The following is a 25,421-nucleotide window of genomic DNA, read 5'->3' on the forward strand; positions in this document are numbered from 1 at the left end:
TAGCAGCTTTAAAAATATTATCTTTGCCAACCTGACCATAACTCGAACACATTGATCAAGCTTCACGACAAATTTTTTAAGCCGTATTTAAAGGAAGAACAAATCCTTGCTGCCATTGATAAAATGGCGAAGGAGATTGCCGCGGATTATAAGGACGAAACACCGATTTTTGTTGGAGTGCTCAATGGTGCGTTTATGTTCGTGGCCGATTTTTTGAAGGCATACCAGCACCCTTGCGAGGTGTCTTTTGTAAGGCTGAGTTCATATCAAGGATTGACCTCAACAGGCATTGTGGAGACCCTTTTGGACGTTCCGGAGGATATAGAGGGAAAGAGCGTTATTATTTTGGAGGATGTTGTGGATACCGGGCGTACTTTGAAACAATTGGTGCATTTGTTTTCCAATACCAATGTAAAAGAGTTTAAGATCGGAACGTTGTTTTACAAGTCCGATATTTACAATGGTGAATACGCCATCGACTATGTGGGCCTGGAGATTCCCGATCATTTCATCGTCGGATATGGGCTGGATTATAACGAGCTGGGCCGAAATCTTAGAGAAGTTTACCAATTAAATCAAACAGATATGATCAACCTAGTGCTTTTTGGAAAGCCAGGAGCAGGAAAAGGTACCCAAGCGGGGTTCCTAAAGGAAAAGTATAACTTGAAACACATTTCCACAGGGGATGTTTTCCGGTACAATATTAAAAATGGAACCGATCTTGGTAAGTTGGCCAAGTCCTATATCGATAAAGGGGATTTGGTTCCTGATGAGGTAACCATTGATATGCTGAAATCCGAAGTGGAGAAAAATCCGGATGCAGCAGGTTTTATTTTTGATGGATTTCCGCGTACGGCGGCACAGGCAGAGGCATTGGACAATTTCTTGGAATCCAAGGATATGAAGGTAAATGCAACCATCGCCTTGGAAGCCGAAGATGATATTCTGGTGGAGCGCCTTTTGGAACGGGGCAAAAGTAGCGGACGTTCTGATGATCAGGACGAGAGCAAGATTCGTAACCGTTTTGATGAATACAATCAAAAAACCGCTCCGTTGAAGGCTTACTACGAGGAGCAAGGAAAATTCCACTCCGTAAACGGAATAGGTGGAATCGATGAGATTACCCAGCGTTTGAGCAAGGTAATAGACTCCCTATAATTGGTTTCCACAAAGACTTTTTTATATTAGAATATGACCGAAGGAAATTTTGTCGATTATGTAAAGGTGCACATTTCTTCTGGAAACGGAGGTAAAGGTTCTGCGCATTTACGTCGCGAAAAATATGTGGCCAAAGGTGGGCCCGATGGTGGTGATGGTGGTCGGGGAGGTCATGTTATAGTCAAAGGGAACAAGAACTTGTGGACATTGGTCCATTACAAGTTCAAAAAACATTTTAAGGCAGGCCATGGGGAACATGGTGCTAAAAGTCGCAGTACCGGTGCCGATGGTGAAGATGTGTATTTGGAAGTACCTTTGGGCACTGTAGTTAGGGATACGGAGACCAACGAAGTACTTTTTGAAATTACAGAAGACGGCGAGGAGAAAATAGTTCTCGAAGGCGGTATGGGTGGATTGGGCAACTGGCATTTTAAAAGTGCCACCAATCAGACGCCACGGTATGCCCAGCCAGGTATAAAAGGGCAAGAAGGACATTTGACTCTCGAGCTTAAGGTTTTAGCGGATGTGGGATTGGTCGGCTTTCCCAATGCAGGAAAGTCAACATTACTTTCGGTAATGACCTCGGCCAAGCCCAAAATCGCCAATTACGAATTTACCACCCTAAAGCCCAACTTGGGGATTGTGGAATACCGGGACTTTCAAAGCTTTGTAATGGCCGATATCCCCGGAATTATCGAAGGTGCGGCCGAAGGTAAGGGACTGGGGCATTATTTTCTACGTCATATTGAACGAAACGCCACATTGCTGTTTTTGATTCCCGCCGACAGCAAGGACATCAGTCAGGAATATCAGATCCTTTTGGATGAGTTAAGACGATACAACCCTGAATTGTTGGACAAGGGACGTTTGGTGGCCATTTCCAAATGTGATATGCTGGACCAGGAACTCATTGATGAAATGGATGCGGATATGAAAGAGGATTTCAAGGATGTTCCCTATATGTTTATATCGTCCGTAAGTGGATTGGGCATCCAGCAGTTAAAGGATAGGCTTTGGAAGCTGTTGAACGAATAGTGCCTCTTCTTCTTTACTTCTAATCAATTTATTGATTAAATTTAGAGGAACCCAAATGTTCATCATGCGATATTTATTTTTCATACCATTGATATTTGTTTTTTTATCCTGCAGTGCTGTTAGGGTAAATCATGATTATGATAAAGCTGTTGACTTCTCAAACTACTCTACCTATAATTATTATGCTGATATGAAGACTGGCCTGAGCCAGTTGGACGAAAGGCGCTTGTTACGTGCACTAGATTCTACTTTAAAAGCTCGCGGGTACCGATTGGCAGAAGAACCGGAACTTTTCATAAATATTATGAGCGATGAATACCGCGGTGCTCCCAACAATAATGTAGGTGTTGGTATTGGGGGCACGGGCCGAAATGTGGGCGGAGGTATCTCCGTAGGATTGCCTTTGGGCGGGTCCAATTGGAAACGGAGCATTCAGTTTGATTTGGTGGATGCCCAGCGCGACGCCCTAGTTTGGCAAGCAACGGCCGAAAGTGGGCTTCGAGACAATGCATCGCCAAGCGTTCGGGAAGAACAACTCCAAGCAGTAGTGAAAAAGGTATTTTCAAAATTCCCTCCGAAAGTAAAATAGCCCTTACAATCAGTTTGTTACGAATTTTATGGGCTAAAACTTAATGGTTTTACCGTTCGGTTGGGCAAAATGACCACTTGTCATAAATCACTTCATTAGACGAGTGCTGTCCTGTACTTTAGCTTCAGAAATAAATTCTAAAACCGAAAAGACATGATAGCACTAGCCAAATTCATTATTTCAATTGTAGTAAGTATCATTTTATAATCTGCTCGAAGCGGTCACAAAATTCATCGACATGAAAAAATTGAACACAAGACAAAAAGTTGTATTTGCCATGGGTGTCCTTGGCGTACTGGTGGGAATCTTTGGGAGATTCAATGATTGGGAATACATGGGGTACTTTCCCTTTTTCTACTCGGGTACTACTATGATGTGGATTGCCTTTTTACCACAAAGAAAATCATGCTGTAACCCTTTCAAAAGAAAAGCTGCACAAAAATCTTAGTGTATCACATACTGAGCAAGATTAATGTAAATTTGGGCAGTTGATGCTCAATCGAATGGAGTTAAGTACAAGGAAAAGGAATATAGCATTTTGGGTGCTTCAATTGCTAGGGTGGATTTTTATCAACTCCATAGGAGCGTTAGTCCCACAAAACATAAGTTTCGAGATGATCGTATTTTCGATTATTGTTGGGACTTTTATTGGGGTGTTTTCAACCTCCATACTACGTTGGTACCTTAAGAGAAATGTACATTTCGATTCTTTTGGGGGAAGGGAAGTCGTTAAAATCATTGTTTCCATTTTGGTGGCCTCGGGGATTTTCGGTCTTTTAAATGTTTTTTTTGGGTATATCTACATAAAGTTTGGTCCAGAATTGACAGAGACGGAACTGCATATGTTCGAAGGCTATGACAAAATCATGGTACAAGTCCTAAATTCGGTCTTTTTGGTCGGAGCTTGGGCAATTACCTATTTGGTCATCAAACTGCTTTTGAAACTAAATCAGGACAGGATAGAAAGGCTGGAACTGAACACTACCTTGAAACAGGCCCAATTAAACACCTTAAAAGGGCAAATTAATCCGCATTTTATGTTCAATAGCCTCAATAATATTCGAGGATTAATGTTGGAGGATGTGGAAAAATCGAGGGAAATGCTCACTAAACTCTCCGAAATTATTCGATACTCCTTGACCAAGAACAACATCAACGATATTCCTGTCCGTGAGGAACTGGAGGTAGTCGATAATTATATTGATCTATCGAAGATTCAATTCGAAGATCGTTTGGAGTTTGAAAAGCAAATTGAAGCGGATACCTTGGATCTCAGAATCCCGCCCATGGTCATTCAATTACTTATCGAAAATGCCGCCAAGCACGGTATTTCCAATCTTAAAAACGGAGGGCGAATCCTGTTGGCCATTTTCAAGAAGGATGATGACTTATTTATAGAGGTGCGTAATACGGGTAAGCTGAATATTTCCAAGGATTCCACGAAACTTGGATTGAAAAACATTCAACAGCGTTTGAAATTATTATATGCTGATAAGGCATCCTTTAGGTTGTACGAAGCTTCGGATGAGGTCGTGGCTGAAATCAAAATACCATTAACATGAAGATTAGAGCGGTCATAGTTGAAGACTCCAGGTTGGCGAGGAACGAGCTCAAAGAGCTTATCAAACTCCATGATGATTTGGAACTCATTGGCGAAGCCAGCAATGTGGACGATGGTGTCGAATTGATTGAGTCCGAATCGCCGGATTTGTTGTTCCTTGACATCAATATGCCCGAAAAAGATGGTTTTGATCTGTTGGAAATGCTGGAAGAGGTACCTATTACCATTTTTACCACCGCCTATGATGAATATGCCATAAAATCTTTTGAGTACAATGCGTTGGATTATTTGCTGAAACCTGTTAGCAACAAGCGCTTTGATATGGCGTTGGAAAAAGTGCGTGCAAACATGGCCTCCAAAGAGGAAAATCCATCAGCAGCCAAAAAATTGACCGAGAACAGTCAGATTTTCATTAAGGATGGGGAGGCCTGTTGGTTAGTGAAAATAGGCGACATTTCCCTGTTTGAAATTGTGGGGAACTACACGCGGGTATTTTTTGAGGACAAGAAACCCATGCTCTACAAATCACTCAACCAAGTGGAAGAAAAGTTACCTGAAGACTCATTTTTTAGGGCCAACCGCCAACAAATTGTCAATACCAACTACATTGAAAATGTTGTGCCTTGGTTCAATGGTAAGCTAAAGCTTACGATGAAAAATGGGGAAGAGGTAGAGGTCTCCCGTAGACAATCCTATATTTTTAAAGACCGTATGAGTCTTTGATCTACATTGATTTTAAGAGCCCGCCATCAATTGGGATGTTGGTCCCCGTGATAAAAGCTGCTTTGTCCGAAGCCAAAAATGTCACCAAGTATCCATATTCTTTAGGGTCGCCAATACGTTTAACGGGCACTTGTTCTTCCATGTTAGAGCGGACCTCATCAGGAGAAATCCCAAGTTTTTCCGCTTTTTTGGAATTCAACTGGGCAATTCGGTCCGTGTCAAAATAACCTGTTAGGGTACTGTTTACGGTAATACCATCTTTAGCCACATCGTAGGCCAAACTTTTGGCCCAAGTGACCACCGCCGCCCGAATGGTGTTGGAGAGCGCCAAATAATTCAAAGGTTCCTTTACCGATATGGATGCAATATTGATAATGCGCCCCCATTTGTTTATCTGCATTTGCTTTAGCGCAAGTTCCGTAGTGTACAACACGGACTTAAAAAGCAGGTTAAAGGCATTTTGGTAATCCTCAACATTTTTTTCCAGGGCTCCACCACCTTCGGGGCCTTGGGTGTTGTTTACCAAAATATCCACGGTATTGGTTTGAAAATAGGCTGATATTTTTGCTTTGTAGGCTTCAAAATGGGTAAAATCCACGGAGAGGTATTGGTGCTTTTGTCCTTGGGAACTGTCCATTTCATCAATTATTTCTTGCATGCGTCCTTCACTACGTGCCATTAGGGTCACGCTTGCCCCGCTATCGGCCAGTTGACGCGCAATAGCTTCCCCGATTCCCTTGCTACTGCCTCCTACGAGGGCTTTTTTTCCTTTTAATGAAATATTCATGGCTATCGGTACTCTTCTCGAACGGGACTAAAAATGTCCATTAATTTACAAGGAGTCAACGCTTTTCCACTATGTGGCGCATTGGATGGGATGACCACGATATCTCCACTAGTGTAGGTTCCTTTTTCTCCATTGAGCGAGAACTCAAAAGTACCTTCCACCACATGCATGATTTGTTCGTGGTCATGCCGGTGTTCTGGAACTTCGGCGTTTTGTTCCACATCCCAGAATACCCAGCTCATACGTTCTCCGTGCACCAATTTGCCGTGGTACCCTGGCATAATTTCTTTTGGTTTGATTTCAGATAGATTCATTGCTCTCAAATTTAGCAGCAAGATAGACATTAATATAGAGCTTCCGTGTTTGTATTGGTATTGGCTTTGGCTATTTTTGGGCTCTAATTTGAAGTGATGCAGGTACATTTTATAGGTTTGGGCGAGATCAACATGTTCAATTTGGCCATTGCCTTGCACAAAAAGGGGGAAACGGTCACAGGTAGTGATGAAGAGTTTGATGAATCCCTTAAGTCCGTTATGCAAGAACAGGGACTGGTTTCCAGTGAGGCAGGTTGGTTTTCCGATAGAATCAATGACCAATTGGATGCAGTTGTCGTGGGAACTGCCGTTAAGAATGACAATCCAGAGTTGTCGAAGGCCAAAGAACTGGGGCTCAAATTGGTTTCCTATCCTGAATTCTTGTACGAGTTGGCCAAATTCAAAACACGTGTGGTAATTGCTGGTAGCCGAAGAAAGTTGGAGCTGGCCTCAATGATTCTTCATGTACTCAACTACAATGATGTTGAGGTGGATTATGCAGTGACATCGACCCATGGCGTTCATCTAACCGAAGAAAATGATTTTATCGTTATTGAAGGTGGCGATGGCCCCTCATCTGTAATCGATACCGTTCCACAATTTCATAAATATCAACCCAATATTGCTTCGTTGAGTGATATTGAGTTGAAAGAAGATGGATTTCATTCCAATTTCGAGACCTATGCGGAACAGTATGGTGTTTTTGTGGACAGTATTGTAAAAGGGGGCAGCATTACCTATAATAAAGAGGATGCCGAGGTGAAAAAGCGAGTGGAATCATCCGAAAACCCGATTAGAAAGTTTCCTTATGCAATCCCAGAGTATCAAGAAGCGTATGGACAAGTATTTTTGGATACGCCGGATGGGGAATTGCCATTGGAAATATCGAGCAAAACTGCACTGAGCAATTTGGCAGGCGCCAAATGGGTTTGTCAACAAATGGGAGTTGACGAAGTGGAGTTTTACGAAGCGATGGCAACATTCATATAGCTGAAAGTCTGGCACACAAGTATTTGGACAATTGTAATTTTGTCAGTCAACGATTGGTGGAACGGTAATTGTCTGATATTGTGAATGAAAGGTGCAGTCCATGAAATCCTCTTTTACATTAAACGGTTTATTTCGGTTTCATTTCTTGCATTTATGTTGGGTGTTTCCAATGTTTTTTTACAGGAAGAAAGAATGATAAATGATTCAAGGAAAAAAGTGGAGCAACATGAGGTTCAAGATGAAGAAGATCCACATTTGTCATTTTAATAACATCATACACTGAATTGCCTTAAATGATGGTCCAGATGCTTGTATTGCATCTGTCCCCATTGTTCGGGAGAGAACTTTCCAAATACCGGGTGTGGATCCCATTCTTTTTTATCTTTCTTTTGATGGAAATCGTTGATTAAGCCAATCAACACCTTCTTTTCTTCATCCACATTCTTATCATCCACCACTTTTAAACCTTTGGCCGTGGGTAGGCCTTGGCGCCAAGGTTTGTCATTGTAGAGACTTTTTTTGAAGAACTTGCCCACAAATTTCAACATGGGGCTCGTTTTGTCCAGACGATGCCTTCCTAAAGAAATTTTGAGAGGGTATTGGCAATGGTGTAGCATTTGACCGACCTCCATTTTGCCCCATTGTCTTTCCGAAGATTCCGAAAGTTGATTGATCCGTTCTAAAATTTCTTCGTGTGCCTCGCTGTTGAAAAGGGATTTCATAATGAAGGATTTATATTGAAAATTACATAAAATTATTCTCCTATCTTTAGCCCATGCAAGAAAAACTAGCTTCCTTTTCCATTAAAAACTGGGCCGATGATGACAAGCCTAGGGAGAAATTGGTACAAAAGGGCAGTTTTGTGCTGTCCGATGCCGAGTTGATTGCTATTTTATTTGGATCGGGAAGTCGTGAGGAGAGTGCGGTGGAGCTTTCCAAACGAATACTGGCCTCAGTGGACCACAATTTGAACGAGTTGGGCAAACTTTCCGTAAACCAACTGATGCGTTTCAAAGGGATAGGAGAGGCTAAGGCGGTAACCATCGCCGCTGCATTGGAAGTAGGTGGAAGAAGGCGCTTGGAGGATACTTCAAAAATTACCAAAATTAAAAGCAGTCACGATGTCATTGAGCTGCTGTACCCATTGATTGGGGAACTACCGCACGAGGAATTCTGGATTGTCTATCTGAACAATTCCAACAAAGTTGTCCATAAAGCACAGTTGAGCAATGGAGGTATCACAGGAACTTTGGTCGATGTGGGACTGGTATTGAAGCAGGCCTTGGAATTGGGTGCAGTTGGGATAATCCTTGCACATAATCATCCATCGCGAACACTGAAGCCCATCGAAGCGGACAAACAAATTACGCAAAAATCAAAGGAGGCATCTGAGGCTTTGGACATCAAGATTCTGGACCGTTTGATTTTGGCACAGCACGAATATTTGAGTTTTGCGGATAAAGGAATACTATAGCCCATGTTGTTGATTTTTACCCATAAAGTAACCAATCGGTTGACCTATACGGCCAAGCAGATTTTTGAGAAAATCTTGGGGGTGGAGATGGGGTTTACCACAAAGGTTGAGGACTTCATCAAACATAACGGGCCAAAAATGACCTATTCGAAGCAACCGCTGCAAAACGAATTTTTTATTCGAAGCAATGACCTGTTGTTTGAGCAGGGCATCAACGATTTGGAGATCAAGGTGTCTGATTGGGATGGCATTCCCTGTTTTTTTTCCTCAGGGGAGAAGAGCAGCATCCCCTTTGATATTTTTTCAGCCAGTTTTTTTCTGTTGAGTCGCTACGAAGAGTATTTGCCACATGTTAAGGATAGTGTTGGAAGGTTTCCCGTAAAGGAAAGCATAGCTTATCAAAATAACTTTTTGGAACTTCCTGTGGTCGACCTTTGGGCCTCTAAGCTTTTGGAGGCTTTAAAAGAACGCTTTCCTGATCTGGAGAAAAAGGAAAAGAATTATCGGTTTACCTCAATCATTAATGTAGGCGCTTCGCATGCCTATGCCATGCGCGGAATTTCACGTACTTTAGGAGGGTTTCTATTGGATTTGGGAAACCTGAGGTTCAGGGATGTTTGGGAAAGATTGTCCGTAATCTTGAGGCTCAAAAAAGACCCGTATGATAATTTTTTCAAGCTAGTGGATATCCACAAAAAGTTTCCCATCAAAACCATGTTCTTTTTTCAGTTTGCCAAGCATTCCGCTCACGATAAGAACGTATCCACCAATAACAATAAGTTCCGATACCTGATAAAATCCGTAGCCGATTACAGTGAGGTTTCCCTGAGCACATCCTTCGTATCCACCATGGACAAAGAAGTGCTTCGTGAGGAGAAAAAACAATTGGGCAACTTAATTCATCGGTCCATTAGTTACGCAAGGCTTCGGTACAATAAAGTCAATGTACCGGCTACCTACAGAAATTTGGTGGAAACCGAATTTACCGATGATTTTTCCATGGGCTACACCCACGAAATCGGTTTCAGGGCGGGTACTTGCACCCCTTTTTATTTTTATGACATCAATACAGAAGTAAGGCAACCGATAAAAATACATCCATTTGCCATGCACGATTATGCTTTGATCAAATATAAGAGCAAGGAAGAAGTGTATGAGGCAATGGATAGGGTGTATCGATTGGTAAAACAGGTTAAGGGCGACTTCATTTTAGTGTTTTCCAATGAACTGCTGGGAGGAAAACAGCGATTGGATTGGATGGATCTATATCGATCATTATTAAAGAGATACTATGTTTGACCATCAAGTGACCGATGTTTTTTTTGATTTGGACCATACGCTATGGGATTTTGAAAAAAACTCAGCGCTCACGTTCGCCAAAATTTTAGCGGATAACAAAGTAGGTGTGGACCTCGATGGATTTTTAGAGGTTTATGCTCCTGTTAACATGCAAATGTGGGCCCTGTACCGTGAGAATGGAATAAGCAAATCGGAACTGCGTTACCAACGTTTAAAGCAAACTTTTGATAGGCTGAAAGTGTTGGTTTCGGATGAGGTCATCGATAAATTGGCACACGACTATATTCTGCACCTGTCTTCCTTTACCCATTTGCTTCCCAATGCCTTGGAGGCTTTGGAGTACCTCTACCCAAAATACAGGCTTCACATTATTACCAATGGATTTCAGGAGGTACAGACCAAGAAGTTGAGGGGAAGCGGAATTCATCACTATTTTCAAAAAATAATTGATTCCGAGATGGCGGGCGTCAAAAAACCACATCCTTATATTTTTGAAATGGCCTTGGAACAGGCTCGTGTGGATCCCAAGAACTCCTTGATGATAGGGGATAGCGTAGAGGCCGATATTTTAGGGGCCAAAGCCATGGGCATGCAAGTGCTGCACTATAATTTCCATAAAGATTCCGACCACGGGGAATGCATCATGATCAATGATCTTATTGAAATAAAAAGCATTTTATAGAGTTATATTAAAGTGGCTAATCCCATTTTTTGACACTAGAAAATGCTTTCGACTATGAAAAGATTGCACCACTGTACATTCTTGCTCCTAGGATTTCTGTTTATGATGACAGCATGTACCGAGGAACAGGATTTTAGTCAGGTTGATGACTTACGAGTGACCCCGACATTGGCTTCGGGACTCTTTTATATGGAATCCGACGAAGCCACTATTAATTCCGCGGGAGCATTTGGTTCTTTTTATTCTGAAGAAGTCAATTTCGATGCTTTTAACGAACAATATGTAGCAGAGCGTCTCATAGAGGGGGTCATTACTTACGAGATTGATAATACCACGAGCAAGGAACTCCGATTGATCATTGAGTTTTTGGACGAAGCTGGACAACCATTGGACGCCGAAATATTTACCGTTGAAGCAGACCCTTCGGAAACTGTGATTCGGGACGTGCTCTATGGTCCGGGAGGTAAATCAATCGATATTGTTGCAAACACCTCAAGCCTTCGGGTGTCCGCCATCAATTTAGGTGACGGAACCAGTGTGTCTTCCACAGACGACCCCAAAATTATTTTACGCTCAGGAGCGCAATTTGTATTTCGACTGAAATGAGAATGACCTTTAAGATACTATGGATTGCCTTACTGGGCAGCACTTCCATTTTTGCACAAAACAAGGAACTGTTGTACAATTTCAATGAAATCCCACAGTCTTTGATGGTCAACCCGGGGGTAAAGACATCACAAAAGTGGCATGTGGGCATTCCCGTTGTTTCAGGCTTGGCTTTCCAAGGGGCCACCAGTGGGGTTACCGTCAATGACCTTTTTGCGAACGACGGAATAGATTTTACAACAAAAGTCCAGGAAAGACTCTTGGATGTGATGGGAACCAAGGACGATTTCAGTACCGCCAGTCAGATTGAAGGGATTACAGTCGGGTTTCGAGGAAAAAACAGACCTGATGATTACTATTCCTTCGGGATTTATGGGGAAATGGACATTATAACCTATTGGCCCAAGGATTTGGCCATTTTGGCTTTTGAAGGTAATGGAGGGGGCAACTTGGGGAGGAGCTTTGATTTAGGGGATTTAAATCTCCGGGGAGAAATGATCAATGTTTTTCATTTTGGCATCAATAGAAAGGTGAGCAATACACTGACACTCGGAGCCAGGGCGAAGCTTTACTCGAGTATTTTTCAATTTCAATCCATAAAAAATTCGGGTTCTTTCACTACGATACCAGGGCTAAACAATGTTTACGAGAGCACCATTACTGCGGATATGCAGCTTCAAACCGCAGGAGTCAGAGGTTTTTATGATATTGTGGAGGAAGACACAGGTTCAACCAGAAAGGATGTTACGAGCTTATTTACGGAACGGGTCCTGCTGGGAGGCAATCTGGGTTTTGGCCTTGATTTTGGTTTCAGTTATAATTTAAATCCACAAACCACCATCACAGGGAGTATTCTGGACTTGGGTTTTATCAATAATTCCAAAGATGTGTGGAACTATACATTTGCCGGAAGCACAACTACCGACGGAATTTCAGTTTTTCTGCCGGATGAAATCAATAATGTAAACAATGATCTTTGGGAAGAACTAGTGGATGAAATTGATGCGGCATTGCCCCATGGAGAAAATCAATCCAGCTATATTTCCTGGCGACCCTTAAAGGTTTATGGTTCCCTAACATATGATTTTGGCCAAGGTGGAGGGGCCGTTTTGGATAATTGTGGATGCGCCGTCAATGGAGGGGGTGGAGGAAGTGCGCTGGATTATTATCGGAATAGTGTGGGTGGACAGTTGTTCATGATAAAAAGGCCAAGAGGGGTGCAGGCCGCCTTGACTGGTTTTTATCAGCGAAGATTTGGTAGGGTTCTTTCCTTAAAAGGTACGTATACGGTTGATAAATATTCTCTGTCTAATATCGGATTGGGGGCGAATTTTCAATTGGGACCGGTTAATTTCTATGTCTTGGCGGATAATCTTTTGAGCTACTCAAATTTGGCAGATAGCCATTATGCTTCTTTACAGTTCGGATTTAATATCATATCTTGGAACGGTAATTGATTATTCATTATTATGAGATTGAAAATAGTGTACATATTGCTTTTTGCAATGGGGTTGAATGGGGTTGTTAATGCACAGTTGAACGACTACAAGTACATCATTGTACCCAAAAAATTTGATGCTTTTAAATCTGTCAATCAGTACCAGAGCAGTACTTTGATAAAATATTATTTTGAGCAAAATGGATTCAACGCGGTTTACAATGACGATTTGCCATTTGACTTGGCTGCAAACAGATGTTTGGGATTGACGGTGGATTTTATAGACAATTCCAATATGTTTACGACCAAAGCGATAATTGCTCTAAAAGATTGTAATAATGCCGAGGTGTTCCGGTCTGAAGAGGTAAAGAGTAAAATAAAATCCTTTGAGGAAGCCTATAAGGATGTCATTCAACAAGCGTTTCTTTCCTATATGGGATTGGACTATGTGTATGAACCCCAACAAGGGCAACCAGAAGAAACGGCACCGATAACCGTAAGTTTTAAGGATGATGTGAAAACTGTTGACGAGGAACCAAAGACCAATGTAGTGGAGCAAAAGGCAACAATGGAAGAGCAGGTTTATAAAACTGTTGAGCCCAGACCCAGTACTGTTATGAAGTCTACTAATACTACGACAGCGAACGTGGCTGCGTCGACAACAGGCCTTCTATATGCCCAACCTATAGGCAATGGGTTTCAATTAGTGGACAGTACACCAAAGGTGGTGCTTAAACTGGAGGAAACCTCCATGGAGAATGTGTTCATGACCAATTTTGAGGGCAATAATGCAGTGGTCTTCAAAAAAGGGGATACATGGTTGTTGGAGTATTCCGATAATGGTGAAAAAGTGCAAAAAGAACTCAATATCAAGTTCTAGAAATCATACTTGTTTTTCCATCTTTTCTTTAGAAAGTCCTTCATGGAATTTTCCCTGGGATTGTTTCCCGGTTTGTAAAAAGTTGTTCCGGTAATTTCATCTGGAAGAAATTCGAAGTCCACAAAATTATTTGGATAGTCATGGGCATAAGCATAGCCCTTGCCATATCCTAGGTCCTTCATTAATTTGGTAGGAGCGTTTCGTAATGGAATGGGTATGGACAAATCTCCTGTTTGACGAACTTTTTGCTGTGCTTCGTTAATGGCCATGTAACTTGCATTGCTCTTGGGCGAGCTTGCCAAATAGGTGGCGCATTGACTCAGGATTATCCTCGCTTCGGGATATCCTATCGTTGTAACCGACTGAAAAGTGGTGTTGGCCAAGACCAAGGCCGTCGGATTGGCATTCCCAATATCCTCCGATGCCAATATGATCATTCTTCGAGCAATGAACTTTACATCCTCACCACCTTCTATCATACGGGCCAACCAATACACCGCGGCATTGGGGTCGCTTCCACGGACACTTTTTATGAATGCTGAAATAATATCGTAGTGTTGCTCCCCTGTTTTGTCGTACCGTACCGTATTTTTTTGAACCTTGTTGAGGACCAAATCATTGGTAATGGAGATTTTATCGCCAGGTTCGGAGTTCACGATAAGCTCAAATATGTTGAGCAATTTTCGTCCGTCTCCCCCCGATAAACGCAACAACGCATCGGTTTCTTTGAGTTCGATTTGCTTTTTGGAGAGAACACTGTCCGTTTTAATGGCACGTTCCAAAAGTGCTACAAGGTCATCCTTCCCAAAAGGATTGAGGGTGTAAACCTGGCATCTGGACAAAAGTGCGGGAATTACCTCAAAACTTGGGTTTTCCGTAGTGGCCCCAACGAGCGTTACCCAGCCTTTCTCAACTGCGCCGAGAAGGGAGTCCTGTTGCGATTTGCTGAAACGGTGAATTTCATCAATAAAAAGGATGGGGTTTTTGGAAGTGAACAACCCTCCGCTTTGCTTGGCCTTGTCGATTACCTCACGCACATCCTTTACGCCACTACTGATAGCGCTTAAGGTGTAAAAAGGTCGCTGGCTTTCCGTGGCAATGATATTCGCCAAGGTGGTTTTCCCGGTTCCGGGAGGTCCCCAAAAAATCAAGGAAGGAATAACACCGCTTTTAATCTGATTGGTCAAGGCACCCTGCTTTCCCACCAAATGTTGTTGACTGATGTAATCCTCTAAAGTTTTTGGACGTATGCGTTCTGCCAAGGGTTCGTTCATGCGTCAAAAATAAAATAAATTTGATGGTCTATTGTTCTTGTTTTGGAAAGGATTTTACGACCAACCTGACAATTTGTGTCAAATCAGGGTTGTGGCGGGATGTTTGATTTTGTTTACGTATGAATTCGGATTCATTTAAATTTTCGAATGCTGTGGTCATAGCGCCCTTGCTGGCGATATTGTCCATTTGGATTGTGTTCTGGGTCGAGGTGCAGCTAAGCATCAACCTGAATGAATACGGAGTGTACCCAAGAAGGTTGTCCGGTTTGCAAGGAGTGTTTTTCAGTCCATTCATTCACGGTTCTATTGAGCATTTGTACAACAATACCATTCCTTTGGCAGTATTGACCGCCTTTCTGTTTTATTTTTATCGGGGTGCGGCACTTCGGGTGTTGCTTTTGGGAACACTTGCCTCTGGTCTACTCACCTGGGCTATTGCCCGGCCATCGTATCATATCGGTGCCAGTGGAGTGATTTATTTGTTGGCCAGTTTTATATTCTTCAAAGGCATTTTAGCTAAACATTACAGACTCGTAGCCCTCTCACTGATTGTTGTTTTTATTTACGGCAGTATGATTTGGTACATTTTCCCCGTAAAAGATGGTATTTCATGGGAAGGGCATCTAGCAGGCTTCGCCACGGGACTCATCATGTCATTGGTTACCAAGGTAAAAGTTCCCGAGGTGCGAAAGTATGACTGGGAGCATGATGATTATAATGAGGCGGATGACCCTTTTTTACAACATTTCGATGAGGACGGTAATTTTATTGAAACTTCCACTGAGGAAATCGAAGAAAAAATTGAAATCAAATACCACTACAAAAAATCCGAGGAGGATTGAGGGTTATTTATTTCTTTGCCGGACCACTTCGTAAAGGAAAACGCCACAGGCCACGGAAACATTCAACGAACCGATTTTTCCCATCAGGGGCAGTTTTGCTTGATGGTCAATGATGTTCAGGGTAGAGGGGGAGATACCTTTTTCCTCCGACCCCATGATGATGGCCGTAGGCTGATTAAAATCAATCCCGTAAATATCATTTTCAGCTTTTTCGGTAGCTCCGGTAACTACGATCCCAGATGATTGCAGATAAAAAATGGCATCTTTCAAATGGTCTACCTTGGCAATAGGCACGTTAAAAGCTGCGCCTGCAGAAGTTTTGACAGTATCATCCGTAATGGGAGCAGCTCCGTTTTTTGGTATTATGATTCCATGCACTCCGCAACATTCCGCAGTTCGGATAATGGCGCCAAAGTTTCGAACGTCGGAAACCCCATCGAGCATCAAGAAAAAGGGGACTTCCTCTTTAGCCAGGACTTGCTCAACCAATTCTTCAAAATTATGGAACTGTACTGGGGATATTTGGGCAACCACACCTTGATGGTTGTTTCGCGTAAGGCGGTTCAGTTTTTCTACGGGAACATAGGACAAGCTGATTCCACTTTTTCTAACCGTGGATTCCAGTTCCTTGAAAAGCTCTCCTTTAAGCCCTTTTTGGACAAATATTTTATTGATGGGTTGTTCAGCATTGATGGCTTCCATCACTGCCCGTATTCCATAGATTTTTTGCTCGTTCTCCATGGCCGCAAAAGTATGTAAAATTACTTATTCTTTAGTATGGGAAAGACAGAAGGAGATGAGTGCATCAAGTTGTATTGGATTGTCGAAATTCAAATTCTGTGTTTTTGAATAATTTTTTATCTCTTTTTTGAGACCCGGGAACGCCTTTATGAATGCTCGTTCGTTTAATTTACTAGACTTAATGTATGAGCCATTGCCATTTTTAATATAGAATGTGTTTTTTGTCCTGTATTCTTTATATGATTTTGTATTGAAGTTGTTGGTATTGTCAGAGGAATTGTCAAAAATACTTTTGGTAATTTCCTCAATGACATAATCGGACTCTTTTGTATGCTGTTTGTAATATTTTGGATTGCTCATTGAAGATTCAAAGTCGGCAGGTGTTTTTTTCAAAAAGGTGTCGTAAGCAACCCCTTTTTCCTTGTCATCGATTTTTGCGATGGTAAACTTCTCGACTTCGTCGATTTTTATAGTTATACCCTTGGTATCATCATTTTTATCTTTTACGAGTAAGGTGTTTGATTCCAGATCTACTTGTAAAAGCATAGGGTTGGATATGTTCTTGTCAGAGAAGGTGATTTTTCCCAATCCCCAGTTATCAAAATAAAACTTTGTCCCTCGAATGGAATTATCTGTGCCCATGAAGCCATACTTGCCTTGGTGCCCTCCATCGATGTTTATAATTTGTCCAATACAAGCTTGGCTCACAAGAATGGAAATGAACAATAACAGATATTTGGAATTCATAATCAATTTAATATTGGGTTTATTAAAAGATAAGAAAAAAGGGAGGACAATTGCCCTCCCTTTTGAATTTAATTTTTTGTATTGAATGGGTTCCTATTGAGCCCACCAAAGTACAGTGTCTAAATTATCCGGTCCTTGCTGGGATACAGCGGCATTATAGTTTTCCTCGTTGCTGGCACTTGCATTTGTGGCATATGCCTGTCTCTGTGGAATTCCATTACCGCTCAAAGCTGTAGCTGGTGCGCTTAGGGATGGAGCATCGTCTCCAAATCGTCTCCATTCCGCCCATGCTTCATAACCTTGTAAATATAGGGCAACGTATTTTTCGTATGCTATATCTTCAATACCGGTATAGGGATTGGCTGCTATATACGCAGTGGCATCTGCGGGGTCAACTCCCCATTGCTCCATTGATGCCATAATGCCCTCTTCGTAGTAAGAAGCCGCACTTCCAGGTATCCAACCCAATTCCACTGCTTCAGCCTGAGCAAAAGCTACTTGGGCATAGGTGAACATGTAACCAGGGGCCTCTTGGTTGTAAATTACGTCCGGAGTGATGAATGAATAATCAGGTGTATTACCATTTTCTTCTCCATAAGGTGCTCCTACATAGGTGCCTGATATTTCTGCTGGGACAGCATATTCTGCCAGTCGTGGGTCTTCTGGAGCAGAAGGTGTTCCGCTTCCAACAAGAAACCCGACAAAGGTATCACTTAGCAAATAGTCCAATCTATAGTTCGGAGCAAGGAAACGATCTTCCCAAGGGTTATCGTTGTTTTCTTCAGCTAAAAAGGTATAGTATAGGTTTTCGCCATTGGATGTGATAGCTCCTGAGATTGCCTCGTTGAACTTGGTGGCGGCATAACCTCCCGCATTTGGGAAACGCTTGGAAACTCTGATGGCCATGTTCATTTTAAGGGTATTGGCAAATTGCCTCCATCTGGCCATATTTCCGCCCAAAATGATATCTCCAGTGGGACCAGGTTGTCCATTTTCGATTAAAGCCAAAGCTTCATCTATTTCAGTGAATAGGCCATCGTAGATTACTTCTTGAGAATCATATGTGGCAAAAATGTCATCCAATCCTTGAAGTGCTTCGGTGTATGGAAGCATACCCCAACGATCCGTCATCAATTGATATGTGTAGGCCGTAAGGATTTTCGCCACGGCTATTTGATTGTCATTGGACCCATTTGACGAGGCAGCGACCATGGTGTCCTCATTTGAATTCAGTTCAATTACACGATCCAAGACCACAAGTATGTTGGTGTAGGATGCTCCATAATCGAAGTTGACCGTAGAGTATTGTGATTCCTCTGGGTACTGTCCGTTGCTTAGGTATTGGACATACAAATTGGGTGTTGTCGCTGTTGTATAACCACTGAGTGATACTTGTGCACTGGTCAACAACGAGGCAGTTGAGGGATCACTTGGGTTATTGGGATCGATATTCATACTTCCAAAATCCGCATCGTCACATGATAATATGGAAATGGAAATAATTGTAACTAATAGTTGTTTTATATTTTTCAGTTTCATCATTTTTGCTTTTAGAATGTTAAGCTAACGTTTAGTCCTAAAGTCCTTGCAGGAGGTAACTGTCCGCCCTCAATGAAATTGTAGTTGTTGGCACTAGTGCTCCATCCGATGTTTTCTAACTCAGAAGGGTCTACAAAGTTTAGGTCTGAATCAATCAACCACAAGTTGTTCGCGTAAAAAGCGATATTGGCTTTGCTAAATGGTGTTTGGTCCAGGAACTTCTTGGGTAAATTATAGCCTAATCTAAGAGTTCTTAACTTTATGTAAGAGGCATCGTGGAGATAAAATTCCGACAATCCAAACAACCTTCCATAATATTGAACAGGGTCAACATAGTATGCGGCTGGATTTCCACTAGTGGCATCAACTCCTTCTACCAATATACCTCCGGAATTGTTTCCGGCCGTAGCAGCAGGAACGGCTATACCGTCTACAATACCGGTGCCTGTCAATGGATCACGTTTTGGGTTGCCCAGAGCGTTGTCACCCACGGATTCTATTCCCAGTCCAGAATAATTGATGAACATATCCGTAACGGAGAAATATTGCCCTCCTTTTTGGAAATCGAATCCTAAGAAGAGATCGAAGTTCTTATACCTCATGTTACTGGTAAAACCACCAGTGAAATCAGGTAGGACATTGCCCAAAAACTGGTTAGTGTCGTACTGTATGGCACCGGTTGAGGACAACAAAAGGTCTCCATTGTCATTTCTTTGGGCTTTTCTACCATAAAGTACACCCCATTCCTCGCCTTCACGCTCTTGTAACAAAAGTCCACCCCATCCTTGAGATGTTCCATCAAGCGTGTTTACGGTAACACCTTCAGCCAAACTGTTCACCCAGCGTGAAAGGGTTGCTAAGTTGGCGGATACTTCCCATTCGAAGTTTTCAGTTCTAATTGGGGTCCCGGTCAAACCGATTTCCAAACCTTTATAGAATTGTTCACCTGAGTTGGTGCTTACCCCTGTGTACCCTGTTGAGGAATCCAAAGTTAAGCTAACAGGAAGGTTGGTGTCTGTTTTTTCGAAATATGTAATGTCAAGTCCAATTCTGTTTCTGAAGAACTTAAGTTCCCCTCCTAGTTCGACTTCGCTTCTGATCCCTCCGGTTAGTGCAGGGTTCCGAAGACCATTAGGTACGGTCATGGCACCATTGCTACCATATGGGTTTTGGTTGGAGTAAATAGGGTTTAATCTGTGCGCATTTGGGAAAATCGGCGCTTCAGCGTAACCTGCACGTAGTTTCCCAAATGTGAAGAAGTCGTTCTGTGGTATGAATTCCGAAAATATAAAACTTCCAGAGACTCCATAGGTTTCTACTTTATTGTCGTCGGGGTTGGCAGTTGAGCTCCAATCCCACCTTGCTGTACCGTCCAGATACAAGAAACCTCCATATCCAAAGGACGCTGCAGCAAATACAGCTCTGTTCTGTGATTTCCTACGGTCACTGTCTACGTTTGGTCGGTCAACGGAAGTGTCCAAGGAGTAATAATTGTCCACGGTCATACCACCATTTGTACTTGCTCTTATGTCTTTGAAATTGTAAAAACTGAATTCACTACCCAACTTTCCACTGATGTCAAAATCCCCGAAGTTGTTTTGGTAGTTCATTATTCCAAACAATTCATCTCGGGTCGAGGTGTTTTCGTTTTCGCTGTACCCTTCTTGACTTAGCCCTCCCCATCCGGCACGGCTGTCATAGTCATAGGCATTGTACGTTTTACGTGCTTCTATGGATAAGTTCAGATGGTCGTTGAAGGTGTATGTTCCACCAAGTCTACCATTGAACATGTTCTTGGTTTCGTTGTTCACACTTTCATTCAGCAAGAAATGTGGCGAATCCCAATACAGTGGACGTGGATTGGTGGGGCCATTAAGGTTCCAAGAAACGATTTGACCGTTTCTATTGTAATCCTTAACTCGATCCATGTCCAATTGACGTTGCCACCATTGGTTGAAGTTAGATCCGATGCTACCATAACCAAGAGCTGCAAAGTTCTTTGTTTTCCTAATTTGGAAAGAGATGTTGGTGTACATCTTGAACTTTTCGCTGATATTCATGTCGGCATTTGTGGAGAAATCATATTGTGTACGTCTTGTGTTGGGTACAATACCTTCTTTCTCGGTACGAGTAACCGATGTACGTATGCTGTATTCTTCTCCACCTTTCATGAAAGTAAGGTTGGTTCTGTTGGTCATCCCCGTGTTATAAAAATTGCGGATGTTGTTTGGGTTGGGAGAGAAAGGTCTAAGTTGACCAAACTCAGGGTCGCCAGGAATCCAGCTATCCCAGTGTCTTACAAGGGTTCCATCCATACGTGGTCCCCAACTCTCATCAGCATAGTACTCAACCATCGGTTGACCGTCGAAAGAAGCCCAAGAAGCAGGGTGCTGCGCTGGGTTGTAGTTAAAAGTTGGAAATTCTTGTGTGTAACCACCTCCGTATTCATTTTGATACTCTGGCAGTAGATAAACACTTTCCAAAGAGGTGTTCTGGTTTATGGTTATTGTGCCTTTACCGTCTTTGGCCCTTCTGGTGGTAATCACAATTGCACCATTACGCCCTTCAGGGCCGTAAAGGGCTGTTGCGGTAAGACCCTTGAGGACGGTCATGTCGGCAATGTCATCAGGGTTAATATCTGAAACAGAATTCACTTTAATGTTGTCGACAATAAACAGCACATTGGTGTTACCTCTTAGTCGTATGCTGGAGTTACGGAAATCGGAACTAGGAGCACCGAGGAATTGAACCCCTGCGACCTTACCGGCAAGAGCATTGTTCACATCAGTGTCACGAGCTTTGATCAAATTGTCTCCTTCAACTTTTTGGGCTGCGAAACCTAGTGATTTTTGTTCACGGGTCACACCAAGTGCGGCAGTTACCACGACTTCATCAAGACTTTGCGCATCTTCTTCCATTTGGACATTGATAATGTTGCTCGAGCCAACTGTTCGGCTGGCCGGTTTAAGTCCCAAATAAGTGTAGAGGAGCACTTGTCCTTCGCTTGCACTGATGGTGTAGTTTCCGTCAAAATCTGTTTGGGTACCTGTAGTAGTCCCTTGAACGACAATGTTAACTCCAGGTAGCGGAAGTCCATCGGAATCCGTAACAGTACCTGAAATCGTCTTGTCTTGTGCATAGGAAATATGCACAACAAACGCCAATAGTAGCGTTAACAATCCATTAAGTTTTGTTTTCATTGTTAAATTATTTGAATTAGCTGATGGCTAAAATCATAAATTCATGTTAATAATCCAAATTCATTTTATAATATTTTTAAGACTTTCATTTTAAATGAGATAATTTTAAAAATTATCGAATTGATTGAGAAGTACTCATTTATATACTGATTTACATGCGTTTTCCTTAATTGTGAACTCCAAAATCTTTAGAAGGTTGTGTGTTTGCTTTTTGAATGTTATTGTAAATTGAGTAGTTGTCAGTTGTCTTAGTTGTAAAATCTTATGAAAGTGTTAATGGTTGTTTAGTTTCTTATTTGGAGCTTATACCTTAATATTTAATAGGGTGTCAATTGGTTTTTTTTGATTGACAGTGAACTGGGTCTGCTTAACTTTATGTTGATGCTGAAGGTGTTTTTGAGGGGGTGATCAAACTTTTTTTGGCATCAGATTAAAATTAATTGCTTCGGATTTGAATTATTGGGAATTATCACTACATTTGCAGCCCTCAAAATGAGGGTTATTTAGTTTTTTAAAAGAAATTTAATGCCAACAATTTCACAATTAGTACGAAAAGGAAGGGCCACAATTACCAAGAAGAGTAAATCGGCTGCTTTGGATTCGTGTCCTCAAAGAAGAGGGGTTTGTACGCGTGTTTATACTACTACGCCTAAGAAGCCAAACTCTGCAATGCGTAAAGTTGCAAGGGTAAGGTTGACCAATGGTAAAGAGGTGAACGCATACATCCCCGGTGAAGGTCACAACCTCCAAGAGCACTCGATAGTATTGGTTAGGGGCGGAAGAGTAAAGGATTTGCCTGGTGTGCGATATCATATCGTTCGCGGTGCTTTGGATACCGCAGGTGTTGCGGATAGAACGCAACGACGATCTAAGTATGGTGCAAAGCGTCCAAAAAAGTAAAACAACTTTAAGAAGAAGCGATGAGAAAAAAGCAGGCAAAAAAGAGACCGTTATTACCGGATCCAAAATTTAACGATCAACTTGTTACGCGTTTTGTGAACATGATGATGTGGGACGGTAAAAAATCAGTTGCATTCAAGATTTTTTATGATGCAATTGCAATCGTTGACGAGAAAAACACTGACGAAGAGAAAACTGGATTGGAGTTGTGGAAAGATGCACTTTCCAATGTTATGCCACACGTAGAGGTTCGAAGTAGAAGAGTGGGTGGTGCAACATTTCAGATTCCGATGCAAATTCGTCCAGACAGAAAAATATCCACTGCCATGAAGTGGTTGATCAGCTTTTCAAGAAAGCGTAACGAGAAATCCATGGCGCAAAAATTGGCAGCTGAGATTCTAGCAGCGGCCAAGGAAGAAGGTGCGGCAGTGAAGAAAAGAGTAGATACACACAAAATGGCTGAGGCCAATAAAGCGTTCTCACACTTTAGATTCTAAACAATACAATGGGAAGAGATTTAAAATATACAAGGAATATAGGTATTGCAGCTCACATTGATGCTGGAAAGACAACTACTACAGAACGTATTCTTTTCTATACAGGTGTGAGTCACAAAATTGGTGAGGTGCACGATGGTGCGGCAACCATGGACTGGATGGAGCAAGAGCAAGAGCGTGGTATTACCATTACATCTGCGGCTACTACATGCACGTGGAAGTTCCCTATGGAGAATGCGCAAACTTTGCCTGATACAAAAGATTACCACTTTAACATTATCGACACTCCCGGACACGTTGACTTTACGGTTGAGGTAAACCGTTCCCTTCGTGTGTTGGATGGATTGGTGTTCTTGTTCAGTGCCGTTGACGGTGTTGAGCCGCAATCCGAAACCAACTGGAGATTGGCTGATAACTATAAAGTGCCAAGAATTGGTTTTGTGAACAAGATGGACCGTCAAGGTTCCAACTTCTTGGCTGTTTGTAAGCAGGTTCGCGAAATGTTGGGGTCCAATGCTGTGCCGATTGTATTGCCGATTGGTGATGAGGCTGACTTTAGAGGTATCGTTGACTTGGCCAAGAACAGAGCTGTTGTATGGCACGAGGATAACTTCGGATCAACATTCGATGTGGTTGATATCCCTGAAGAAATGAAAGATGAGGTTAAGGAGCATAGAGCTGCCTTGATTGAGGCTGTTGCGGAATATGATGAGGAATTGATGGAGAAGTTCTTCGAAGATGAAGATTCCATCACAGAAGAAGAAGTGCATGCCGCTTTGCGTGCTGCAGTGATGGATAGGGCAATTATTCCAATGATCTGTGGTTCTTCCTTTAAGAACAAAGGAGTTCAGTTCTTGTTGGATGCCGTTTGTCGTTATTTGCCTTCTCCTTTGGATAAGGATGATATCGTAGGTGTCAACCCTGATACTGAAAAAGAAGAAAAAAGAAAGCCGGACCCAAAAGAACCTTTTGCTGCGCTTGCCTTTAAGATTGCTACAGATCCTTTCGTAGGTCGTTTGGCATTCTTTAGAGCGTATTCAGGTCGTTTGGATGCTGGGTCTTATGTTTTGAACAACCGTTCAGGAAACAAAGAGCGTATTTCGCGTATTTACCAGATGCATTCCAACAAACAAAACGCCATCGAATACATCGAGGCAGGTGATATTGGAGCAGCGGTTGGATTTAAAGATATCAAAACCGGGGATACCCTTTCCGATGAAAAACACCCGATTGTTTTGGAAAGTATGCAATTCCCTGAGCCTGTAATCGGTATCGCCGTAGAGCCAAAAACTAAGGCGGATGTTGATAAATTGGGCATGGCTTTGGCAAAATTGGCCGAAGAGGATCCAACATTCCAGGTAAAAACAGACGAGGCATCAGGTCAGACCATTATTTCTGGTATGGGTGAGCTTCACTTGGATATTATTTGTGATCGTCTTAAGCGTGAATTTAAAGTAGACGTTACTCAGGGTCAGCCTCAGGTAGAGTACAAAGAAGCTATCACTGGTTCGGCTGATCACAGAGAGACTTATAAGAAACAAACTGGTGGTCGTGGTAAATTTGCGGATATCGTATTTACCATGGAACCTGCTGAGGAAGGCAAGTCCGGACTTGAGTTTGTAAACGTGATCAAAGGTGGTAACATTCCTAAGGAATTTGTTCCGTCTGTTGAGAAAGGTTTCAAAGAGGCTATGAAAAATGGTCCTTTGGCAGGTTTCGAAATGGATTCCATGAAAATTACCCTTAAAGATGGATCGTTCCACCCCGTGGATTCCGACCAACTTTCTTTCGAACTAGCTGCAAAATTGGGTTACAAAGTTGCTGCTAAGAAAGCTAAAGCGGTAATCATGGAGCCAATCATGAAGTTGGAGGTTCTTACTCCAGAAGAGAACATGGGAGATATTGTTGGTGACTTGAACCGTAGAAGAGGTCAAGTGAACAGCATGTCGGATAGAGCAGGTGCCAAAGTTGTAAAAGCAGAAGTGCCACTATCAGAGATGTTCGGTTATGTTACTTCCTTGAGGACTTTGTCTTCAGGTAGGGCAACATCGACAATGGAATTTTCACATTATGCAGAGACGCCTTCCAACATTGCAGAGGAAGTAATCAAAGCAGCTAAAGGAGTAACCGCTTAATTTTTCAGCA

25 protein-coding genes are annotated in these 25,421 nt (G+C 42.3%); 17 read left to right on the forward strand and 8 right to left on the reverse strand.

Annotation, left to right across the window (positions count from 1 at the left end; all coding sequences use genetic code 11):
• The first annotated feature begins 51 nt into the window (after positions 1-51).
• The 6 genes from EO132_RS15140 to EO132_RS15165 all read left to right on the forward strand — a co-directional run bounded on the left by EO132_RS15140 (position 52) and on the right by EO132_RS15165 (position 5,066).
• Positions 52-1,158 carry an adenylate kinase gene (locus tag EO132_RS15140; protein ID WP_127138664.1) on the forward strand — a complete coding sequence of 369 codons (1,107 nt, stop codon included), beginning with the start codon at positions 52-54 and terminating at the stop codon, positions 1,156-1,158.
• A 33-nt stretch (positions 1,159-1,191) separates the two neighbouring features.
• A complete protein-coding gene (obgE, locus tag EO132_RS15145; protein ID WP_127138665.1) occupies positions 1,192-2,193 on the forward strand; it encodes a GTPase ObgE in 1,002 nt (333 codons plus the stop codon).
• Between the two features lie 64 nt (positions 2,194-2,257).
• On the forward strand, positions 2,258-2,782 hold the full coding sequence (locus tag EO132_RS15150; protein ID WP_127138666.1) for a DUF4136 domain-containing protein: 525 nt from the start codon (positions 2,258-2,260) through the stop codon (positions 2,780-2,782).
• A gap of 238 nt (positions 2,783-3,020) precedes the next feature.
• A complete protein-coding gene (locus EO132_RS15155; RefSeq protein WP_127138667.1) occupies positions 3,021-3,230 on the forward strand; it encodes a hypothetical protein in 210 nt (69 codons plus the stop codon).
• A 166-nt stretch (positions 3,231-3,396) separates the two neighbouring features.
• The gene (locus tag EO132_RS15160; protein WP_235856483.1) at positions 3,397-4,344 is read left to right on the forward strand and encodes a sensor histidine kinase; all 948 of its coding nucleotides are present in this window, start codon (positions 3,397-3,399) and stop codon (positions 4,342-4,344) included.
• Entirely contained in the window at positions 4,341-5,066 is a 726-nt protein-coding gene (locus tag EO132_RS15165) for a LytR/AlgR family response regulator transcription factor (protein ID WP_127138668.1), read from the forward strand. The genes EO132_RS15160 and EO132_RS15165 overlap by 4 nt, the downstream gene beginning before the upstream one ends.
• A gap of 1 nt (position 5,067) precedes the next feature.
• Here the strand turns inward: EO132_RS15165 and EO132_RS15170 are convergent, their stop codons facing one another.
• Both EO132_RS15170 and EO132_RS15175 read right to left on the reverse strand, forming a co-directional pair.
• On the reverse strand, positions 5,068-5,853 hold the full coding sequence (locus tag EO132_RS15170; RefSeq protein WP_127138669.1) for an SDR family oxidoreductase: 786 nt from the start codon (positions 5,851-5,853) through the stop codon (positions 5,068-5,070).
• Between the two features lie 2 nt (positions 5,854-5,855).
• Positions 5,856-6,167: a cupin domain-containing protein gene (locus EO132_RS15175; RefSeq protein WP_127138670.1), complete on the reverse strand. Its 312-nt coding sequence runs from the start codon at positions 6,165-6,167 to the stop codon at positions 5,856-5,858.
• Between the two features lie 96 nt (positions 6,168-6,263).
• Between EO132_RS15175 and EO132_RS15180 the strand changes: the two genes are divergently transcribed.
• Positions 6,264-7,157 carry a Mur ligase domain-containing protein gene (locus tag EO132_RS15180; RefSeq protein WP_127138671.1) on the forward strand — a complete coding sequence of 298 codons (894 nt, stop codon included), beginning with the start codon at positions 6,264-6,266 and terminating at the stop codon, positions 7,155-7,157.
• A 272-nt stretch (positions 7,158-7,429) separates the two neighbouring features.
• Here EO132_RS15180 and EO132_RS15185 read toward each other — a convergent pair whose 3' ends face one another.
• On the reverse strand, positions 7,430-7,879 hold the full coding sequence (locus EO132_RS15185) for a DUF1569 domain-containing protein (RefSeq protein ID WP_127138672.1): 450 nt from the start codon (positions 7,877-7,879) through the stop codon (positions 7,430-7,432).
• 53 nt (positions 7,880-7,932) lie between these two features.
• On the opposite strand from EO132_RS15185, the gene radC reads away from it, so the two are divergent.
• The 6 genes from radC to EO132_RS15215 are packed head-to-tail and all read left to right on the forward strand — an operon-like array spanning position 7,933 to position 13,536.
• On the forward strand, positions 7,933-8,631 hold the full coding sequence (gene radC / locus EO132_RS15190) for a RadC family protein (RefSeq protein WP_127138673.1): 699 nt from the start codon (positions 7,933-7,935) through the stop codon (positions 8,629-8,631).
• 3 nt (positions 8,632-8,634) lie between these two features.
• The gene (locus EO132_RS15195) at positions 8,635-9,930 is read left to right on the forward strand and encodes a polysaccharide deacetylase family protein (protein ID WP_127138674.1); all 1,296 of its coding nucleotides are present in this window, start codon (positions 8,635-8,637) and stop codon (positions 9,928-9,930) included.
• Positions 9,923-10,612: a YjjG family noncanonical pyrimidine nucleotidase gene (locus EO132_RS15200; protein ID WP_127138675.1), complete on the forward strand. Its 690-nt coding sequence runs from the start codon at positions 9,923-9,925 to the stop codon at positions 10,610-10,612. The genes EO132_RS15195 and EO132_RS15200 overlap by 8 nt, the downstream gene beginning before the upstream one ends.
• A gap of 54 nt (positions 10,613-10,666) precedes the next feature.
• Positions 10,667-11,218: a hypothetical protein gene (locus EO132_RS15205; protein WP_127138676.1), complete on the forward strand. Its 552-nt coding sequence runs from the start codon at positions 10,667-10,669 to the stop codon at positions 11,216-11,218.
• A gap of 2 nt (positions 11,219-11,220) precedes the next feature.
• On the forward strand, positions 11,221-12,675 hold the full coding sequence (locus EO132_RS15210; RefSeq protein ID WP_313781235.1) for a DUF5723 family protein: 1,455 nt from the start codon (positions 11,221-11,223) through the stop codon (positions 12,673-12,675).
• A gap of 12 nt (positions 12,676-12,687) precedes the next feature.
• Positions 12,688-13,536 (forward strand): hypothetical protein, encoded by an 849-nt coding sequence (locus tag EO132_RS15215; RefSeq protein WP_127138678.1) that lies wholly within the window; start codon positions 12,688-12,690, stop codon positions 13,534-13,536.
• On the opposite strand, the gene EO132_RS15220 is transcribed toward EO132_RS15215, so the two are convergent.
• Positions 13,533-14,810, reverse strand: a complete 1,278-nt coding sequence (locus EO132_RS15220) for a replication-associated recombination protein A (protein WP_127138679.1) — start codon at positions 14,808-14,810, stop codon at positions 13,533-13,535. The genes EO132_RS15215 and EO132_RS15220 overlap by 4 nt on opposite strands.
• 119 nt (positions 14,811-14,929) lie before the next feature.
• Here EO132_RS15220 and EO132_RS15225 point away from each other — a divergent pair, with 119 nt between their 5' ends.
• A complete protein-coding gene (locus tag EO132_RS15225; protein WP_127138680.1) occupies positions 14,930-15,652 on the forward strand; it encodes a rhomboid family intramembrane serine protease in 723 nt (240 codons plus the stop codon).
• Between the two features lie 3 nt (positions 15,653-15,655).
• On the opposite strand, the gene rlmB is transcribed toward EO132_RS15225, so the two are convergent.
• The 4 genes from rlmB to EO132_RS15245 form a co-directional block, all read right to left on the reverse strand.
• The gene (gene rlmB / locus EO132_RS15230; protein WP_127138681.1) at positions 15,656-16,393 is read right to left on the reverse strand and encodes a 23S rRNA (guanosine(2251)-2'-O)-methyltransferase RlmB; all 738 of its coding nucleotides are present in this window, start codon (positions 16,391-16,393) and stop codon (positions 15,656-15,658) included.
• 24 nt (positions 16,394-16,417) lie between these two features.
• Complete coding sequence (locus EO132_RS15235; protein WP_127138682.1) at positions 16,418-17,140, reverse strand: hypothetical protein; 723 nt, start codon at positions 17,138-17,140, stop codon at positions 16,418-16,420.
• A gap of 93 nt (positions 17,141-17,233) precedes the next feature.
• Positions 17,234-18,679 carry a SusD/RagB family nutrient-binding outer membrane lipoprotein gene (locus tag EO132_RS15240; RefSeq protein WP_205780375.1) on the reverse strand — a complete coding sequence of 482 codons (1,446 nt, stop codon included), beginning with the start codon at positions 18,677-18,679 and terminating at the stop codon, positions 17,234-17,236.
• Between the two features lie 11 nt (positions 18,680-18,690).
• The gene (locus EO132_RS15245) at positions 18,691-21,879 is read right to left on the reverse strand and encodes a SusC/RagA family TonB-linked outer membrane protein (RefSeq protein ID WP_127138684.1); all 3,189 of its coding nucleotides are present in this window, start codon (positions 21,877-21,879) and stop codon (positions 18,691-18,693) included.
• 525 nt (positions 21,880-22,404) lie between these two features.
• On the opposite strand from EO132_RS15245, the gene rpsL reads away from it, so the two are divergent.
• Genes rpsL through fusA form a run of 3 tightly spaced genes read left to right on the forward strand, consistent with a single transcriptional unit; the run spans position 22,405 to position 25,411 of the window.
• Complete coding sequence (gene rpsL, locus EO132_RS15250) at positions 22,405-22,779, forward strand: 30S ribosomal protein S12 (protein WP_127138685.1); 375 nt, start codon at positions 22,405-22,407, stop codon at positions 22,777-22,779.
• A gap of 20 nt (positions 22,780-22,799) precedes the next feature.
• A complete protein-coding gene (gene rpsG, locus EO132_RS15255; RefSeq protein WP_127138686.1) occupies positions 22,800-23,276 on the forward strand; it encodes a 30S ribosomal protein S7 in 477 nt (158 codons plus the stop codon).
• Positions 23,277-23,284: 8 nt separating this feature from the next.
• On the forward strand, positions 23,285-25,411 hold the full coding sequence (fusA, locus tag EO132_RS15260) for an elongation factor G (RefSeq protein ID WP_127138687.1): 2,127 nt from the start codon (positions 23,285-23,287) through the stop codon (positions 25,409-25,411).
• The last annotated feature ends 10 nt before the right edge of the window (positions 25,412-25,421 follow it).

The sequence above is a fragment of the Flagellimonas oceanensis genome, assembly GCF_003992595.1.
GTDB lineage: Bacteria > Bacteroidota > Bacteroidia > Flavobacteriales > Flavobacteriaceae > Flagellimonas > Flagellimonas oceanensis.

Coding starts and splice junctions, on each gene's coding strand:
- obgE (WP_127138665.1), top strand. CDS start 1,192: ATGACCGAAGGAAATTTTGTCGATTATGTAAAGGTGCACATTTCTTCT.
- EO132_RS15150 (WP_127138666.1), top strand. CDS start 2,258: ATGCGATATTTATTTTTCATACCATTGATATTTGTTTTTTTATCCTGC.
- EO132_RS15155 (WP_127138667.1), top strand. CDS start 3,021: ATGAAAAAATTGAACACAAGACAAAAAGTTGTATTTGCCATGGGTGTC.
- EO132_RS15160 (WP_235856483.1), top strand. CDS start 3,397: ATGATCGTATTTTCGATTATTGTTGGGACTTTTATTGGGGTGTTTTCA.
- EO132_RS15165 (WP_127138668.1), top strand. CDS start 4,341: ATGAAGATTAGAGCGGTCATAGTTGAAGACTCCAGGTTGGCGAGGAAC.
- EO132_RS15170 (WP_127138669.1), bottom strand. CDS start 5,853: ATGAATATTTCATTAAAAGGAAAAAAAGCCCTCGTAGGAGGCAGTAGC.
- EO132_RS15175 (WP_127138670.1), bottom strand. CDS start 6,167: ATGAATCTATCTGAAATCAAACCAAAAGAAATTATGCCAGGGTACCAC.
- EO132_RS15180 (WP_127138671.1), top strand. CDS start 6,264: ATGCAGGTACATTTTATAGGTTTGGGCGAGATCAACATGTTCAATTTG.
- EO132_RS15185 (WP_127138672.1), bottom strand. CDS start 7,879: ATGAAATCCCTTTTCAACAGCGAGGCACACGAAGAAATTTTAGAACGG.
- radC (WP_127138673.1), top strand. CDS start 7,933: ATGCAAGAAAAACTAGCTTCCTTTTCCATTAAAAACTGGGCCGATGAT.
- EO132_RS15195 (WP_127138674.1), top strand. CDS start 8,635: ATGTTGTTGATTTTTACCCATAAAGTAACCAATCGGTTGACCTATACG.
- EO132_RS15200 (WP_127138675.1), top strand. CDS start 9,923: ATGTTTGACCATCAAGTGACCGATGTTTTTTTTGATTTGGACCATACG.
- EO132_RS15205 (WP_127138676.1), top strand. CDS start 10,667: ATGAAAAGATTGCACCACTGTACATTCTTGCTCCTAGGATTTCTGTTT.
- EO132_RS15210 (WP_313781235.1), top strand. CDS start 11,221: ATGACCTTTAAGATACTATGGATTGCCTTACTGGGCAGCACTTCCATT.
- EO132_RS15215 (WP_127138678.1), top strand. CDS start 12,688: ATGAGATTGAAAATAGTGTACATATTGCTTTTTGCAATGGGGTTGAAT.
- EO132_RS15220 (WP_127138679.1), bottom strand. CDS start 14,810: ATGAACGAACCCTTGGCAGAACGCATACGTCCAAAAACTTTAGAGGAT.
- EO132_RS15225 (WP_127138680.1), top strand. CDS start 14,930: ATGAATTCGGATTCATTTAAATTTTCGAATGCTGTGGTCATAGCGCCC.
- rlmB (WP_127138681.1), bottom strand. CDS start 16,393: ATGGAGAACGAGCAAAAAATCTATGGAATACGGGCAGTGATGGAAGCC.
- EO132_RS15235 (WP_127138682.1), bottom strand. CDS start 17,140: ATGAATTCCAAATATCTGTTATTGTTCATTTCCATTCTTGTGAGCCAA.
- EO132_RS15240 (WP_205780375.1), bottom strand. CDS start 18,679: ATGAAACTGAAAAATATAAAACAACTATTAGTTACAATTATTTCCATT.
- EO132_RS15245 (WP_127138684.1), bottom strand. CDS start 21,879: ATGAAAACAAAACTTAATGGATTGTTAACGCTACTATTGGCGTTTGTT.
- rpsL (WP_127138685.1), top strand. CDS start 22,405: ATGCCAACAATTTCACAATTAGTACGAAAAGGAAGGGCCACAATTACC.
- rpsG (WP_127138686.1), top strand. CDS start 22,800: ATGAGAAAAAAGCAGGCAAAAAAGAGACCGTTATTACCGGATCCAAAA.
- fusA (WP_127138687.1), top strand. CDS start 23,285: ATGGGAAGAGATTTAAAATATACAAGGAATATAGGTATTGCAGCTCAC.